At 46.7% G+C, this 19,289-nt stretch carries 3 protein-coding genes; all 3 read right to left on the bottom strand.

Annotated elements, in window-relative coordinates; all coding sequences use genetic code 11:
- Positions 1-41: 41 nt before the first annotated feature.
- From ABGV42_RS16595 to ABGV42_RS16605, 3 genes are read right to left on the bottom strand one after another with little or no spacing between them, the layout of a single operon-like run.
- The gene (locus tag ABGV42_RS16595) at positions 42-3,893 is read right to left on the bottom strand and encodes a type I polyketide synthase (protein ID WP_347382625.1); all 3,852 of its coding nucleotides are present in this window, start codon (positions 3,891-3,893) and stop codon (positions 42-44) included.
- Entirely contained in the window at positions 3,880-11,238 is a 7,359-nt protein-coding gene (locus ABGV42_RS16600; protein WP_347382626.1) for an amino acid adenylation domain-containing protein, read from the bottom strand. The genes ABGV42_RS16595 and ABGV42_RS16600 overlap by 14 nt, the downstream gene beginning before the upstream one ends.
- Positions 11,217-19,268 (bottom strand): SDR family NAD(P)-dependent oxidoreductase, encoded by an 8,052-nt coding sequence (locus ABGV42_RS16605; RefSeq protein WP_347382627.1) that lies wholly within the window; start codon positions 19,266-19,268, stop codon positions 11,217-11,219. The genes ABGV42_RS16600 and ABGV42_RS16605 overlap by 22 nt, the downstream gene beginning before the upstream one ends.
- Positions 19,269-19,289 lie beyond the last annotated feature (21 nt).

Genomic DNA, 19,289 nt, shown 5'->3' on the forward strand with positions numbered 1-19,289 from the left:
TGGTAGATTCCTCAAAATGCGATTAAAAAGAGAGCCCGTTTTTAGTCGATAGATAACGATTTTAAATAGGTATCGGGTATAGGCTCATCGGAATATAATTTCTCGCAAAATGTAACAATCCGTTCCTGTGACTCAGGCTCCGTCAACAACGTCAAATGATTGGATGCCTCTACCTTTAGAACAGTTAATGCAGGCATCTTCTCCTTCCACTTCGCAGCAAAGCTTACGTAATCATAGACTCGTCCTTTATCGACGAGACGGAAATAGGATTCGTCTTCTCCAAATAACGTCCCCGTTGGGTTACAGAAGTAATAACACGGTACATTGTGGGGATCAGACAGAGGCCATCCGTCATAAATAGCCGTGCTCATATCAAGCGTATCTAATATTTTCTCATATTGAACTACAGACTTACGCAATTGCTGAGGAGACTTCGTGATGCCTTTTTGTTCGGCCAGCAAAACGAGCTGATCGAGGAATGCCTCGTCGGAAACGTCTGTTTGGACTTCATGATCAGCAATGAGTACCAATTGATCGGCTGACGAGAAAGCTAACAGAAGGTTGATCGCTCTTAACATTCGATCTTTCTTTAAGTTACCTTGTGGTATCGTCAGCCAATCCTCTCTCATCGCTTCGTCTACATATATCGATTCCAGCATGACGATTGAATTCACCGTCTCGCCCTGCTCTTGCATCTGGCGTGCCACTTCATAGGCGATCATACCACCCAAAGACAAGCCACCGAAATCGTACGGACCTTCCGGCTGAACCGATTGAATCATCTGGACATAATAGGCGGCCATCGCTTCAATTCCCTCGATTGGCTCATGGTCAGTCATATATCCTTTTGCCTGAACGCCGTAAAAAGGGCGCTCTATTTTATTCGAAATTAACCGATAAATTTCAACGCCACCAAAACCGCCGTGGAACCAAAATACGGGTCTTTTCTTATTCGACTTGTTTAATCTGATCAGCTCCGGATACTCCAATCGCTGGTCGAGCTGAATCGGCGCGGAAGACTCTATGTGCTCTTCCTGTTCGTATGCTGGTTCCCTAACGGTAATCTCGTTTTCTGGATCTGCGGATTTAGAAATGACGTCAATGATCTCTCGAATCGAGATGCAATTATATATGGTCTCAAAATCAATGGACGAATCAATGGATTGCAACTGCTGCAGCACTTGCGTCAGAATGATTGAATCTGCTCCCATTTCCACCATGGATTGATCTCTATCGATTTCGGAAGCATTGACGCCTAATAACGAGGCAAATAGGTTGATGATCCTGTTACCAATCGAGATGCGGGTTACGCCGCTTTCTGTAATGCTGTTTATGCTCTCTTTTACTGCAACGATGGTTGCTGCCTGCCGATTACCTGATTCCTTATCCACATGACGCACCTCTGGGTTTGAAATCTGTAACCAGTGACGCTGCCGCTCAAATGGATAGGTCGGAAGGGATACGCGCCGAGGATTAGCGTTTGGATAGAGCATGTTCCAGTCTAGAGCCAGACCTCTCACCCATAAACTCAATAACTTGTTATACTCGCCCTTTTTGAACCATGCTTCAATGACATCCTCCATGCATTCATCTTGCGCCAGCAGGGCAAGGACATCATCACGTTTGTTAACCTTCCCCTGGAATACCGCGTTACCCCGGATGTTATCCCCCTGAAGCCATGTTGAAAGCTTCATCCAAAGTTCATCGATGGAAGCTGCGGTTAACGCCAATCGTTCCTCGTGTGCCTCGCGCCCGACCTGCAGCGTGTAAGCGATGTCCAGCAAATCCTCATCTTGGAATTGCATTTTTCCCATCGCGTCAACCAGCTGCTTGGCCTGTTCAGTTAGACGTCCTCCATTGGCTGCGGATAGTACGATGAGGGCGGGACTTTCTAGCCTGATCTTCTCTCGTGGCCGGTCCGGATGCTCATCTATATACTCCTCGATCATGACATGTGCATTTACGCCGCCAAAACCGAATGCGCTGACTCCTGCTCTGCGTGGAATATCCGGCTGAATTCGATCCCATGGCGTGCTCTTCTCGTTGATGTAGAAGGGGCTTTCGGATAATTTAATATATGGGTTCAGCTCTTTAAAGCCCGGCATACCCGGAATCGTTTTGTTTTTCAACGAAAGAAGCACTTTGATGACAGCACCAATCCCTGCAGCTGTTTCCAGATGTCCGATATTCGTTTTCAGCGACCCTAGGGCACAATGAGGCTGGAATGATGAAACACCATTCTTGCTGTACAACTCGTTGAAAGCATTTTTTAGACCGGCAATCTCAATGGGGTCACCTAACCGAGTCCCTGTGCTGTGCGTTTCAATGTAACCGATGGTTGTCGGATCCACTTTTGCCTTGCCGTACACATCTATTAATAGGTCAGCCTGTGCGTTCGCATTCGGAGCGGTTAAGGATGCACTTTTACCTTTATGATTCTGTGCTGAGTTTCGAATGACCCCATGGATGTGATCCCCATCAGCAATGGCATCGCTCATTCTCTTAAGCAATATCGCGCCTACGCCTTCACTCCGAACCGTACCGCCAGCATCTTTGTCGAAGACATTACATTCTCCGTTATCACTGAGCATCCCCGCCTCGCTGAAATAGAGATGAACCGAAGGCGTTAGGATCACATTAACGCCACCGGCAATCGCCATTCTGCACGTGCCTCTACGTATCGCTTCCGCTGCTTTATGCAGCGCTACAAGCGAACTAGAACATGCGGTATCGATAGGCTCGCTCGGTCCATGCAAATTCAACATGGAGGAAATCCGATTGACAAGCATGAAAGGTGTTCTTCCCGTAAGCGCATACGGATTATGCTCGGTCAAATGCTGATCGATAAGCTGAGCATAATCCTGGGTACCGATGCCAACAAAAACTCCGGTGTCTGTTCCCGATAAATCGGATGGCTTATATCCCGCTTCTTCAATCGCGCCCCATGCAACCTGAAGGAACAGTCTATGCTGGGGGTCCATTACTTCCGCCTCGCGAGTGGATATGCCAAAAAAGGCCGCATCAAATTTATCGACCTCCTTCATAAACCCGCCCCACTTGACTTTGGGGTCGCCAAACGCTCGCCAATCGAATCGTTCTTCAGGTATTTCAGTAATTAGCTGCTTCTCCTGTACGAGATGTTCCCAGAACTCGTCGAGATTATCGGCTTGTGGGAAAATTCCGTTCATGCCGATAATTGCGATCGGCTCTTCCACATCCTTTGTGTTCTGATGGACGGGCACGTTTCGCTCGGAATGACTAAACCGCATTGGTGCTTTAGGTGCTTCCGCTTTGAACAGTTTATTATCTTCGAAAGAAGAAGGCTGTGGGACCGGATCCGACATCACATTCGCAGCTCGATCGGCTCTAGCCGTAACGGCACTGTCTACGAGGTCATGCCGGTAATAGTGACGAAGACGATCAGCATGCTTTTCGCACAAATGCTGTATCAATGACCGGATCGTTGGCTGCTCTAACTCAAAGATGACCGTCGGCATCACATCCAGCTCGTACAGATCGTTAATTTTATTAGTGAATACTGTAATGCTAATGGAATCAAAGCCGTACTGCATCAGGTCATGATCGATATCCATGTTCTGCATTTTTAGTAATCCGCAAGCGATCTCCACCAAATCCTCATTAACCTTTTCGAACAGTGCTTTATTATCTGTTCGCACTACAGGCGGATGGTCTGCTACTTGCTTCGGTTTGGCTTCAACCGGTTGAAACCCTGAATTGCGTCTAATCTTAACTGGGTCGCCATGATAAACCATGATTTGATTATTGCTTTGTAACATGGCTTGCTGCAGTGCATGTAGTCCGACTTCGCCCGTAACCGGATGAATGCCTTTTGTTGTTTTGAGTAGCTTGATCGTTTCTTCACTTAGTCGCATTCCGCACTCCCCCTTCTTCCCAGTAGGGCCAGTTTATACTGATTGTCTTGCCTGAACGTTTGTCACGAATCTGAAGATTCTCACGATATTCCGCAAAGGAATTAAGGAAGCTGTTGGCATAGGCATAATCTGACTGTCCGACATTACCCAGGTGCGACACAGATGAGAATAAAACAAAGAAATCTAACGATTCCTCTTTGGAAGCCTCATCTAACCAAATGGTGCCGTTCACTTTAGGGGCTAGCACAGCCTTCATTTCTTCGTAAGATTTATTTACGATTAACTTGTCATCAAGGACACCTGCACAATGGATGATACCGTGCAGCGCCTGGAATCGGGCTCGTATTTGGGCTAGCGCACTTTCGACCTCTTCATGTACGGACATATCTGCCTGAATATAGAGAACTTCCGAACCTAACGATTCCAGCTCCTCAAGTAAAATTTGTTTTTCGTCGTCCAGAGACGATCGACCAATCAGCGCCAATTTTGCTTGTGTCGTGCTAGCAAGATGCTTAGCCAACACAATCCCGATCCCGCCCATCCCTCCGGTAATAAGATAGACGCCGTTGTTTCGGAACGGCATCGGCTTATCGGTGATCTCTTGTTCGAAATTCCCTTCTTTTAAACGCTTCACGAATCGACCTTCTTCTGTGTACCGAATTTCATCGCCGTCCTCCGCTTCGAATTCGGCTGCTGCAATGCTTTCCGGAAGAACAGCTACCGATTGAAGCCGGACAATTTTGTAGGCTAATTTCGGATACTCCAGCCGGACGGTTTTGGCAAAGCCGCTTATCGCTTCGCTGAGAGCCGAAGCAATGGTGCTCTCCTCGTTATAGATGAGTAGGAGCTTCACTTTTTCGTACGGAGCGACTTCCGTTAGAGACTTCGTCAAATAAAACAACGAGTATATCCCCTCGTTCATCACCGCATCCAGCTCATAAGACGACGAATGATGCGACCACATGTGAATAATCTGACTTGGCAGCCTATCTTTCTGCTTAAGATCAGAGAGAAGCTTGCGATAATCGTCTTGTCGCTCCGGATTAATCACATAATTATCGTTGGGGCCATCTTTGAATGCTTCGCCAGGCTTCACGAGAATGATAGGAAAATCCGATTTGAAGGCATCCCACGCTTGTTCGCTGTTGGTAAAAATAAGTAGCGGCCCGGATATGTTGCCAGGATGTAGCTCCAAAGTCGCCTTCTCCCAAGAGTTGTGATAATACAAGGTTTCCAGCTTATCTGAAGTTGAAGAACCCGTTTCCAACGTAGTCGTAATGGTTCGAATCGAATAGTTCCGAATGAAGGCCACCATACGGCCTTGTGGATCATATAGGTTCAAATTGAACTTTGAAGCACCTGTCTTGTTAGAATCTTGATCGGCCCGTGTCGCATAGACGTAACATTGCTTCGGGAATGGCCGTATCACTTCAACCTCATCAATGGAGAACGGCATGAAAGGCGAAGTATCTCTTCCCTGTAGCAGCCCGACGATTGTCTGCAGGCACCCTTCCAGCAAGGAAGGGTGCAGCGTAAAGGCATCGAAGTTTCCTTCTCTCTCAACTGGCAATTCGATTCGCGATATCGCTTCGGATTCGTTATAATAAAGCGCCTTAATTGGCCGGAATGTCGGGCCGTATTGGTAGACATCCGCGGAAGCATTCGATCCATAGAAAGCGGTATGCTCGATACGATCTGAGCATCTTTCCAGGCAGCTTTCTATATCAAAGATTTCATGTGATTCCTCGATATTCCACTCTGTATCCATATCCGGGCGAACTTCAAGCTTTCCTTGCGCGTGAATGACCTGCTGTTCCTGTTCGTAGGTACATACTTTAAATTCGATCTCATGATCAAGTGGGGTAAGTACAATTTCCATTTCACGAGACGTCTCCACAATGATGGGACGTGCCCACACGATCTGCTTAATCTTATGGATTTTCCGCTTTGCCGCCAGCTCACCGGCTGCCCTACCCATCTCGATGTAGGCTACGCCTGGCAAAACCTTTTGATGATGAATGACATGATCCACAAGGAAAAATTCGTTACCTGTTAGTGTTGTTGTATATTTCTGCGCCATGAAATCCGACGTATTACGGTCGATGAACGGATGAAGCTTTTGAGCTGCTTCCTTTGCTATTGCCGCCACAGGCTTACGAGAGGATTCCGTCTTCCAGTACCTCTCTTGCGCAAACGGATACGTCGGAAGACTGACGCGGCGAGGACGCGGGGCATTATTATAGAATAAGGTCCAATCCAGCTTCAGCCCGTTTACCCACAGCATGGCCAGTTTTTTCTTTTTATCCTTCATGATCCATTTGCCAATCAACTCAGTTGAATCCTCATCCCGCTCAAACCATTGAATAGATGCTTCTGCCTGCTTGGCCTTCTTCTCAAAACAATTATCGATGTTCATCTTGCCTTCCACATAAGCCTCCAGCTTGCCGATTAAATCTTCGGCATCGTTGACCAGAAAGATAACTCGGCTACTCATCGTTTCGCGGCCAACCTGCAGCGTAAATGCGATATTCGATAAATTCGGATGGCGATTGTCGCTTCTCATATAGTGAAGGAGCTCAAGCGCGTACGCTTTGAGACGATCGTCGTTTCTGGCTGATAGCGGAATCAAATAAGAACGACCGCAATTTGATTCTGCAAGGCTTTCAACCGGGTTCATCTCGGTATATTTCTCGAAAATGGCATGAGCATTTGTCCCTCCAATCCCGAATGAACTGAGTGCCGCCCGGTATGGATGAGGACGATTCTCCAAACTTTGCAGCTGATCTACTACATAGAAAGGTGAGTGACGTAAATCGATCTCACGATTCGCTTCCTTGAAATTCAGTGACGCGGGGATCTGATTGTGATACAAGCTTAATGCCACCTTAATACAACCTGCCAAGCCTGCGGCAGTATCCAGATGTCCAATGTTCGTTTTAACCGATCCGATTCCGCAAAATTGCCGTTTTGTCGTGTATTGATTGTAGATTTGGCTGAGTGCAGCAATTTCGATCGGATCGCCCAGCTTGGTGCCCGTTCCATGCGCTTCGATGTAGCTGATGGTTTCCGGGTCGATCTTCGTTGATTCCAGCGCACTTTGAATGACGTTGGCCTGCCCTTTTATGCTGGGTGCATAAAATCCAACTTTGTCCGCCCCGTCGTTATTCAATTTAATGTCTCTTAACAGTGCATAGATATTATCCCCGTCTTCGATGGCCTTCTTCGCAGACTTCAGTACGATGACAGCGGCGCCTTCTCCGCCAATCATCCCGTCAGCCGAAGCATCAAAGGCTTTCAAATGACCGTCTCCCGAAAAATTCAGACCTGGCATATGGACATAGCCAGCACTAGTTGAAGAGTGAATTGTCGACGCCCCGACTAAAGCGTAGTCGCTCTCCCCCGAACGCAGGCTTTGAAACGCTGAATACATCCCAGCTAAAGACGAGGAACAATTGGAATGGACAGAAAAGCTCGGTCCTTTCAATCCCAGCTGGTATGAGATCATCGTCGGAATCGTCCCCGCTTGGCCTAGTATCCACGATACATACGTACCGGCATCATCGACGACATGAACCTGTTGCGGATCGTCTGGCGCCTGATAGAAGTTGTTGCTTGAGGACATGTACACGGCTGTGTTTGGAATATCCTGAGCACGGTAACCAGCATCCTCTACCGCTTTCCAGGAATGAAGCAGTAAAAGCCTCATCTGCGGATCCATCATTTCCGCATCCTTAGGCGAGATTTTGAAAAACTCGGGATCGAACAGTTCTTTGCCATCTATCGTTAATTGGATAGGCACATACGACGGATTCTCGATAAGTTGTTTGTCGATGTTTAACTCGTTTAACTCTTCTTCGGATAGTAGACGAACACTTTCTTTTCCTTCCCGCAAGTTCTCCCAAAATTGACGGTAGTTGTTGGCATCGGAAAACTGACACGAGATGCCTATGATAGCCATGCTATCTTCAACATACGCCGGATAGTTGTGTTGCTGGTTACTGCCCTTGCTGTTTTTATCTGTGGGGTACAACGGAGTCTGTATGGCTTCAGGAGGACTCTTCACTTGAACATGGAGCTGCCCCTCACTTTTTATATCCAGAATAAATTTACTTAGCTCTCTAACATTGGCATGCTCAAAGAGGTTCGTTACCTTGATTTCGCAGTCCAGCTTCCTGCTAATCCGATCCGCTGCCGTTACAGCAGTGAAGGAGTCTCCGCCTGCATCAAAAAATCCGTCTTCCATGTTAATTTCATCAACGCCGATAACGTCTTTCCAAATCGCCACAATAATTTGTTCGGTTTCCGACTCCGACATCGTATTCATTGCTACGCGGTCCGGTTGTACTTCATTTCGTTTGGATAGCTCCAATCGGTTCACTTTGCCATTTGGCGTCAGCGGGATCGACTCAATCTCCGTAAAAACGCTCGGAACCATATGAGCAGGAAGCCATTTCTTCATATACCTACGCAGCTCTTTCAGAACGAGATCACGGTGGCGCTCCTGACCACCGCGCACATAATACGCTCTTAGCTGCACATGCTCTTGATGATTGTGAATGACGACGGCACTTTCACGAATCCCCGGATACAGATTGAGTCTCGTTTCTATTTCGTTCAGTTCGATCCGGAATCCATGCAGTTTCACTTGGTTGTCGATCCGTCCCAAATATTCAATTTCGCCGCCTGCGAGCCATCTTGCCGAATCTCCAGTTCGATAAAGCTTGGTACCTGGTTGAAAGGGATTCTCGATGAACCGTTCTGCCGTAAGCTTAGGCAAATTTAAATACCCTCTGGCTAATCCATCTCCGCCAATATAAAGCTCGCCCGGAATGGAAACAGGAACCGGCATCATTCGGTCATTCAAAATATAGATTTGCGTATTGGCGATCGGCTTGCCGATTGTGATCGGTTCATTCGGTTTAATCTGCTTGAGCGTAGACCATATCGTCGTTTCCGTCGGTCCAAACATATTCCAGACTTCGCTATTTGTTTCCATAAAGAACTGCTTTAACCGTTCCGGTAGAGCCTCGCCTCCGCATAGAATTTTAATTCGTTCTTCGTTCCGCCAACCATAAAGAAAAAGCGCCGTCCACGTCGCGGGCGTCGCTTGCATTATCGTAGGTCGAACCGTTTGAATTTCCTGCTGAAGTAACTCGACGTTCTTTTGTTTAGCCGTGCTGCAAATATAACAGGCCGCACCGCAGATTAGAGGCAGGTACAATTCCAAGCCGGCAATATCAAAGCAATACGTAGTTACGGCGAGCAATTTATCTTCGGACGTAATAGCGGGCTTCCGTCCCATCGATTGCAAGAAATTAGTCAGAGCGACATGCGGAATCATTACTCCTTTTGGGTTACCTGTGCTTCCGGACGTATACATCACGTAGGCTAAGTGATCTGACCCTGATGGTTTCTGAATTACCACCTGGCCACTTGCCATTTTCTCTATGGTCTCCCAATACGTATCCAGCGGGATAGCTGTAACTTCATTACTTAATAGTCCATTCAACTTGTTCATTAATGCGGACTGACTGATAACAATAGATATCCGGCTGTCTTCGATCATATAGCTCAAGCGTTCAGACGGATATTCCGGATCTAAAGGAACATAGGCGCCACCGGATTTAAGAATCCCTAGCAAACCAACGATCATATGTAATGATCGTTCGAAGCTGATCCCCACCAGGCTATCGGGCTTAACCCCTTGTCGCTGCAGATAGATCGCAAGCTTCGTGCTTCTCTCGTCCAATTCCCGGTAGGTGAGCGACTCGTTCTCATAGATGACTGCGGTCGCCTCGGGCGTTTTCCTAACCTGTTCTTCAAATAATTCATGTACGCATTTGTTCTTCGAATACGTGATCTCTGTCGCATTCCAATTCAAGAGAATGGTTTGTTCTTCTTCTGCTGAAAGTAGCGGATATTGTCCAAGCGCACGCTCCCCGTTACCGATCACTTCTTCCGTTAATCGTACAAAGTATTCGGTCATCCGCTTGATCGTTGAGTCATGGTAAAGGTCAGGATTGTACTTCATATTAAGTTGGTAGTGATCGCCGTGCTCAAATACTTCTAACGCAAGTTCATATTCTCCTTCCTGATGAATCTCCTCCACTAGCTCAAAATCAAGAGCGTTATGATAATCCGCAAACTGCTTCATCTGGCTGGAAGAAATAAAATTTTGATAGAAATATCCGACCTGGAATACCGGCGCATTCGATATCGAACGAGGCAAATTCAGTTCTCTTACCATTGCAGAGAACGGATAGTCCGAATGATCCATTCCGTCGAGCATCGTCAACTGTAACTGCTCAGCAAACTTCGTAAAGCCTTCCTCTTCGTCAATTCGACTACGAATTGGAATCATGTTGATGAAATAACCGATTAACGACTCGAATCTCTCTTCCGGCCTTCCTAAGCTTGCCATTCCGACAATCAGCTCGCGCTGATTTGAATATTGATGTAGCAGCACCTTAAACACAGCTAGGAAAAAAACCGGCAGACGGATGCGCTGAAGTTTGGAAAACGATTTGATTTTATCTTTAAGCTCGGACGGAATAGAAACGCGATGCGTCTTCCCTTTAAATGTGGCTGCAGAATGACGCGGCAGATCGGTTGGGAGGTCTAAGACCGGCAGCGTACCCGACAATTGCTGCTTCCAATAGGCACGGTGCTCTTCCCCTTTCCTGCTTGCCAGCATTTCCTGTTCCCAATCGATAAAATCATAATAGTGTGAGGAAGAGGAACCGCTTGTTAGCGATTCCCCCTTTGCAAGAGCAAGATAAGCATCCAATAAGGACTTTACGAGAATTGCAACTGAACTGCCGTCAAAAATAATATGGTGGACATTGATTAACACCCAGTGCTCGGTCTCGGATCGCTCGAACACATGAACTCGCATTAATGGACCTGCATTAAACGAGAAGGACTCGCTAGCCTTCGTACGAATAAATGGGATAATCTCTTCATAAAACAGTTGGGAAATATCCTCTCTCGTGATTGCTAGTTTCTGTGATTGCTGAGAGGTTTGAAAAGGAATACCGTTCTCCTCTTCAATGACAGTCTTTAATATCGGATGCTGCTCCAACATATACTCCAGCGCTTGCCTGAACAAATTAACATCCAGTCGTTTTCGAATACGGAAGCAGATCGGCAGATTGTAGGCGCTCATGCCGGGTGCTACTTTCTCTAGCATCCATAGACCCTTCTGTCCCTCAGATAGCGTTTTTTTCGCCAAAAATTGAGGGGTCAGCTCTTGAAGCTTTTGGCGTAGCTCAGATGTTGATAATTCGCCTTCTCTATACTTGTCCAACAACTCTTTCGCTATCATTATCCATCTACTCCTATACATTTTTCTAGATCATCAAGCTTGATAATGCCTTGAATAAACTTCTCCATCGCTTCGATAACTTCTAGATCTTTGTATTCGCGCTGCATGTTTTCTTTAGTATCCTGATCGTTATGTTGACTAATTCCCAGTTTTGGAACCAAGTATGCTGAAATGGAACGAATCGTCGGGCACTGAAGAAGTTCGCGACCTGAAATCGTGAGATCGTAATGTTGTTCGACATTCCGAATTAATTTCATCATCAGAATCGAATCTACACCATAGTCTTGCAGGTCACGATTCACGTTGATACTTTGTTCAGCGATTTCGAGCTTCTCTGAGAAAAACCCGATGAGATACCCCTCGAACTCTTCCTGAGTTGACATCTCGACGTTGACCAAAGCATTATCATCCACTCGAACTTCCTCATTCGACTTATCACGCTCCGTTAAACGTCTTTTCGTTTCCGCTGGAATCCAATAACGTTCCTTTTTGAACGGATAGGTCGGTAACGGGATGATCCGCGCTCGATCCTCATTAAATAATGAATTCCATGCCACTTTGCCGCCATTTACCCAGTGTATGGCGATGATGTCGAGATTTCCGCTCTGAACAAACTGTTGTACCAGCGACTCTTTTTCATTCATAAAGGAAAGCGCTTTTACTTGTAATGCCTCCTCTGCGTTGCCGGTAAAAATCGGAACTACGCTATTGATCTGTTGACTGCCCTGATCGGATTGCAAATAATCATTCAGCCCCTGAATAAGTTCTTCTTTGCCTTTCGTTACAATGGCTAACCGACTCGGCATCGCTTCCCTTCCAGATTGAAGCGTATAGGCAAGGTCGGACAATGAGAGATGATCAGCCATGGAAATGTGATCATGCATCTGCTTCGCAACGGCATGAAGTCTTTCACGATCTGCTGCCGAAAAAATAAAAATTTGGCTTTGATCTTCAGCGATAGGCTTATTCGATTCCTTCGAAGGATCGATATACTCTTCTATAACAGCGAAGGCATTCGTTCCGCTATTCGCGGATGTACTGATCGCACCCAGGCGCGGTTGATCAGCGCATCTATTCCATGTCTGATCGCTTCCACTCGCCAGAAACGGCGCTTTTGAAAAATCGATATCAGGGTTACTCGTATTGAAATTATGCAGACCCAGCATCGTCTGCTCTCTCATTGCCATCAGCATCGTTATTAAACTGACTATCCCCGAAGCAGCAAACGTATGTCCGATTAACGGTTTAATTGAACTAATATAACCTAATGGCTTTTCAGAGGAATAGCTCCCAAACGCTTTGCGCAAGCCGTCAATTTCTGCAGCATCTCCCAGTTTGGTCCCTACGCTATGCGAAATCATATATTGGATACCTGAAGGATCGATCTGGTATTTATCCAGCGTGTCGCTAATCAGCTCCGCTTGCCTGATCGGATTTGGCGCCATCATACCATGGCCTTTCCCGTTATAGTTGACACCACTGCCTTTGATGCAACCGTAAATATGATCCTTGTCGCGAATGGCCTTAGATAAAGGCTTGAGCAAAACGGCGGCAACAGCTTCACTCGGCACCATACCGTTTGCGCGGTCATCAAATACATGAGACTTCCCCGTAGGGGAAATCAAATCTAACATACTCATTCCGATATGCGCTGATGGTGAGACGAACAGGTTGATACCACCAACTAGAGCCATTTCGCAGTCGTCCTGGCGCAAAGCTTGGCAAGCTTGATGAAGGGCAACCAGACTGGAAGAACAAGATGCCGTAATCGATAAATTGGGACCTTTCAAATCTAGTAAATAGGCAATACGAGCGGATAGAATGGCATTCTGATTGCTGTAAAACTGTCCCTGCTGCTTCACCATAAATCCATAGTCACCTTCTTCAACCCCTACGTACACGCCGCACGATTTCCCTTTTATTCTCTCGTCCATATACCCTGCATCTTCTAGCGCATGCCACGCCTCTTCCAGAAACAAGCGCTGGCATGGATCCATGATATGGGCTTCCTTCGGTGAAATTTTGAAAAATAACGGATCGAAGCGATCGATATCGGTAAGAAATCCTCCCCATTTCGAATGACTTCTTCCAACTTCACCCGATGCTTCTCCATCATAGTCCCGCCAATCCCACCGATCCTTCGGAATCTCAGTAATGCTTTCTTTACGATGCTTCAGATTCTGCCAAAGCTTCTCCACCGAATCCGCCTGAGGGAATCGCCCACTCATCCCAATGATGGCGATCGGCTCAATTAATTTCTCCATGTTGGAGTGGATGTGGTCGAGATCCGATCCTTTATCTTTGCGCTCTTGTGGGGTATTGTCACTTTCGATCTCAGCTTTCCTTTCATTCAGTTCAATTTCCCCCTGATAAAACCGTTCGAGCGTTTCTTTATGGTCCTGCACCAAATATTCGCTAATCTTGCCGATCGTGGAATAACCGAGCAGTGAGGATGGCGTAATCTCAATGCCGTATAAGCTCGTGATCCTTCCAGCAAATTCGAACAAATTGATGGAGTCAAAGCCGTATTCTAACAAATGCTCGTCCACGTCCAGTTTCTCGACAGGCACATGATGCAGCTGGCTGATTGCTTCTTTCAAGTCCCGCTCCACGAATCGCACGACGTCAAATGCTTCATTTGCTACGCCGTTGCTGATGTTTGAGACTGCAGGAGATTTGAAACGAATGTTTTCTTGCTCCTGTTCCTGCTGTAATCTTAAAAATTTGTACACCATGCTCCTTTGGCCTGACATAATCAAGTGTTGCGATTGAGGCGCCATCAAGATTCGTTCAAAGATGGACAGTCCCTCTTCAGTTTCCAAATAACGCTGGCCGCTAGATTTCAGATATTTTTCGTTATTGTCCTGATCAAATCCCATGCCACCGTCCCGCCACAGCGGCCAGTTGATGACAACGGTCTTGCCCAATACTTCCTGCCTCGCCTCCAGCTTGTTTCTATAGCGGGTATAGGCCATTTGAAAGCGGTTCCCGACAGCATAGTCGCAAGTGCCGAAATCTCCCATAATAGCGGCAGACGAAGAAAAATAACAGACGAAATCAAGCGGTATCCCCTGCAGAAGTTCATCCAGCACGAGCGTTCCATTAATCTTAGGAGAGACGACCTGCTCAAAGTTTGCAATCTCTTTCTTGAAAACACTTTGAGGATCAACTAGTCCTGCGGCGTGGATAACACCGTCCATATTCCCGAATTTTCGTCTCGCCGTCTCCAGCCCCTCATTCATCCGCTTCTTGTCACAAGAATCCGACTGAATATAGTGAACTCTGCCGCCCATATTCTCGATTTGTCGGATGAGTTCCAGCTTTGCGTCATTCAGCTTCGACCTTCCGCTCAAGATCAGATTAGCATTGTAATTCTGTGCGAGGTGTCTTGCAAAAATAAGCCCAAGCTTGCCGAGTCCGCCGGTTATAAAATAGGTGCCTCCGGCTTTCAGCGGAGCTGTCCCCGGGGTTATGCTCGTCTCTCTCATTTTGCATTCGTATCGTTGCCCTTCTTCATACAGCACGCTTTGGACGCTGTCCGCTGCCTCGAGCTCTTTGTATAGCCGCATCGTTATGTCTTCAGTTAGCTCTTCTGGTTTCACATGCTCTTCCTGCTGGATGACTGCCTTCACGCGCGTCTTCGATACCATCGGTCCGATAGACCGTTCGAAGCCAATCCACGACTCAAGATAGCAACGCTCACGTTCATTTCTATACGATGCACCCAGCAGAAGCCTTTCTGGCTCCAGTTGAGCAAATGCGATCGCTTGTAAAATATAGACGATACTGCTGTAGTCCTCTATACATGCCCGATCTTCATACGGCCATAGGTAAAGAACGGCAGAAATTTCGTTATATGTGGCTCTTATGCTACGGAATGCTTCTTCATAAGCTTGCTTTTTATTCCTGTCGATGTAATACGTCTGCTCATAATTCCGAAGACCTGTGTGTTGGGACAAAAACACGATATTGGCTCTTGGATTCCGAGTTTGAATGTACTTCTTGATTCTGTTCTGATTATCCGGCTCCGAGAGAAAACATACGATAGTGTTCAATTCAATTGCCCGATAATCAAATAAAGGATTTTCTTCCCAATCCTCGGTAAACAACATGGTTTCAACATGTTCTTTCTGCTTGTCATCATTCATTTCTAATAGTGCTGAATCGGAGGCCGAGCAATGACGGGCAACAACTTCCTCGGTATTGCGCTTGCCCCCCTCTTCATTTGTCTGAATCCAGCATCGCTTTTTGGCAAACGGATACGTAGGCAATGAGATCCGCTTCGGCTTCCCGTTACTGTAGAAACGCTCCCAGTCAATTTTTGCGCCATTCACCCATAGATCCAATAATTGTCTCGCGTCGCTGAGCTCTAGATACCGATCTGCTGCATCAAGTATCTCTCTACTTGCCACCAACCGTGCCGGTCCGCCTTTTAACGCTTTGGCCGGACTGCGGTAGATATCCTCATTGTTTTCGCCACCTTCCAGATAGCGCTTCAACTTGGTCTCCAGCTCATATAACGAGGTTGCCGTCACTGCCAACCGGGCATCCATACTTCCGCGACCAACCTGCAGCGTATATGCGATATCCGCCAAGTTCTTATTCGAATACTGACCCTTTTCCAAAACCTGAACAAACTGATGGACATATTCGTTTAATCTGCTGTCGTCCTTTGCCGACAAAACAAACATCATTGGATTTTGATCTTTGCTGTTTACTCTAGAATCAGGGTTGACCTCTGGGAGGTATTCCTCAATGACCAGATGCACGTTCGTTCCGGTTGCCCCGAACGAATTGATCCCTGCGCATCGCGGTTGATTCGATGCCGTTTCCCACGGCTTTAAAGTTGTATTTACAAAAAAGGGACTGTTCTCGAAAGACATTTTGGAACTTCCGTTCTCATAATTTAAGGTCGGAGGAATTTGCCCATGCTCGATCGATAACAGTACCTTAATGAGCCCTGCAATCCCAGAGCCGAAGAAAGCATGACCGATATTACTTTTTAAAGCCCCCAGCGCACAATAGCCCGTGTTTGAGGTGAATTTCCGGAAGGATTCCTTCAGCGCTTCATATTCTATGGCGTCGCCTAGTTTGGTACCCGTTCCGTGTGCTTCAAACATCGTGATACTCGCCGGATCGATATTGAATTTCTCGTATATACTGGTTTGAAGCCGGCTTTGTGCCAATCCGCTCGGAGCAGTCATTCCATTCGTTTTGCCATCCTGATTCATGCCCCAGCCCCGAATAACCCCGTAGATATGGTCATTGTCTTCAATCGCCTTGTCGAGTAGTTTGAGAACAACAACCCCAATCGCTTCAGCAACTACGGTCCCGTTTGCCCGCTCATCGAAGGTGTGGCAGAGACCATCAGACGATAAGAGCAGGGATTGACTTGAACCTATCATGACATTCGGTGTTGTATATACCGAGCCACCGCCAACAATTGCGCTTTCACAATTGCCCAATACGAGGCTGTCGCAAGCTTCCGCAACAACCGTTAAGGTCGAGGAGCAAGACGTATCTATCGTCATCGCCGGTCCAACTAAATTCAGCAAATAGGAAAGCCGACATGCGGAATACGAATCCGTCGGAAGGTAATAGGTTGGGATCTCTTGTTGTATCGTCATGGAGTAATCCCCTTTGGCGCAGGCAAACACGCCCCAAGGCTTGCCACTCAGATCCTCTGGACTATAGCCTGCATCTTCAATCGCTTTCCACGCCTCTTGAATAAACAAACGCTCACTAGGGTCCATCAGCTCCGCATCCCGCGGCGATATTTTAAAAAATAGCGGATCGAATTTATCGATATCCGTTAGAAACCCGCCCCATTTCGAATAGGTTTTACCCGGTGTTTTCGGATTAGGGTCGTAATAATCGTTTATATCCCAGCCACGATCGCGAGGCGCTTCCCGTACACTGTTGCGTCCGGTTTTCAGGTTTTCCCAAAATTGCTGTACGTTGTCCGCATCCGGAAATCTTCCTGACATCCCGACAATCGCAATGGACGGGAGAGAAGTCCGTTTATCATTGTCCGGGACGGGTCTTCCCTCATGCAGGGATGCATGCATGCGTTTCGTAAAGATGTTCTTGCAATGATCATAGAAAATCTTTACGCTTCGATCTTCATGCAAAATATCGAAATGGTTATCTCCAGCTAAAATCGTCGTTTTCAGCTTGGGCAATAAGGAAGACCATCCTTGAAGAAGCGGCATAAACGATCCCATTTCATGCTGGATTCGCTCCAAATAGTCCGGGTTCCAGAAGGAATGGGATACAGCATCAGCAGATTCCGTTCGAAACAACACGGCTGTCAGATCGTTAGGTCGTGGCAGCTTCTGGACCTGGTAATTCTGAATAGCTAGCAAATTGGATTGATGCACCTCCGACATAGAGCGCAATTTGAATGCCAGTTCTTCTTCAGACTGCTTCAATCCTTTTTGTTTGCAAAGCTTGACGACATGCGAGACCAGACCATCATCAGAAACATCACGAATATCATGGTCCGTCATTTGATAGAAGTTCCAATCGATCGCAACGTCAGGTCGCTTCCCTTGGAAAGCTTCATTCCGATTCAAAAGTGTGAGTAATAAGAAATTCGCATTCATTAATAGATTGTTTCTGAAGGTCGTTTGGAAAAGTTCGGTCTCCCTACCTGTAATACAGGGCGACTCCACAAGAAGTAGCGAGTCGACTTGTTTGTCCTCCATTTGCAATTGCCGTGTCATTTCATAAGCTACGGTCCCGCCAAATGAAAAACCGGCCAGGTTGTATGGCCCTTCCGGCTGTACGGCTTTCATTATTTCGCAATAGTATCGAGCCATGTCATGAACCGACGTGAAGGGTTGATGCTCAGAGGACAGAAAGCCACGTGCTTTAATAGCAATAATACGGAATTCGCCGTCCGTTTGGCTTGAGATTCGATTGTAAATGCCTACATCCCCAGAAAGCGGATGAATCCAGAATGTGCATGGCCCGTCTCCGTCTGCGGATAAAGGTACGATTTCCGGATATTGCCGAATAAGATGGCGTAGACGGTTTTTTAACGGTTGATCGGCGGATGCAGAAGGTGGAGCATTCTCTCCGTCGCCACACAACCAAAGAAGTTCACCCAAACTTCGATCGTTGAGATCATGGATCGATATTGCAAGTCCGATCTTGTCGTGCATAAAGGTCAATACTTCTGCGAAGTCCAGGGAATCGAGACCAAGCGTTTGTAGGCTCTGCCGTTCATCCAGCTGCGTGGTATCTAATTTTCGATAGAGCAGCTCCAATAGTTGTTTTTTGGCTCCTGGTTGTTTCTTTTCCTGGCTTCTTACCGGTAACTTCCCGCCCCATGGTCGATGATCAACGTCGTATTCAATAAGTACACCATAACCTTGATTCTCATCATCCTTCGGTCTGTAATTATCCAACAATCCTAATATCGTTGCCCCGTGCAATTGATGAAATTTTAATATTGGATCGTCGAGCAGACCGTTCCGATGAATCCGAACTAAATATTGCTGAAGGGTAGCGCAATTCGATTTCAGAAAATCACGGCAGCGCGTGACTGCATAAACATGATGGATTTCTGGATGTAAGGAAAAATACTGTAGGATAAATTCAAGCAGCTCACTGCCCCATCCTTTATCTTGATAGAGAGGCATAATATTGAGCGCAATAAACTGAACGCATGGACCCCTTTGATTCCGAAATGTTGAAACCGTCATCGATTTGATTTTTTTGATGTCGTCCTTCCGGATTCGCTGCGTATAAATGACGCCTCTTACGATTCCCTCATATTCCAATACAAACGTGAAGCAGGCCGGATCAACTAATCGCTGCTCGATTTCCCCCCGGTCAGTTTGAAGAGGAACTGCCCAGCAGTCCCCCTCAATTTCCATTAAAGCTTCAATATCTTCCGGTACCGCTAGACGGATACAATAATCGCGTCTAACAAAATAGTCGTCATGGTACTTGTCGCTTTTCAGCTGGCTTTCGGCGCTGACATCGGGAAAAAACCGCTGCGCGGAGGCATGCAGCAGTTTTTCGTTTGAATGTACGTTAAGCATAGCTTTCATTTAACCTCCTCG

Origin of the sequence: Paenibacillus pabuli (genome assembly GCF_039831995.1) — a bacterium.
In the GTDB taxonomy this organism is placed as follows: domain Bacteria; phylum Bacillota; class Bacilli; order Paenibacillales; family Paenibacillaceae; genus Paenibacillus; species Paenibacillus pabuli_C.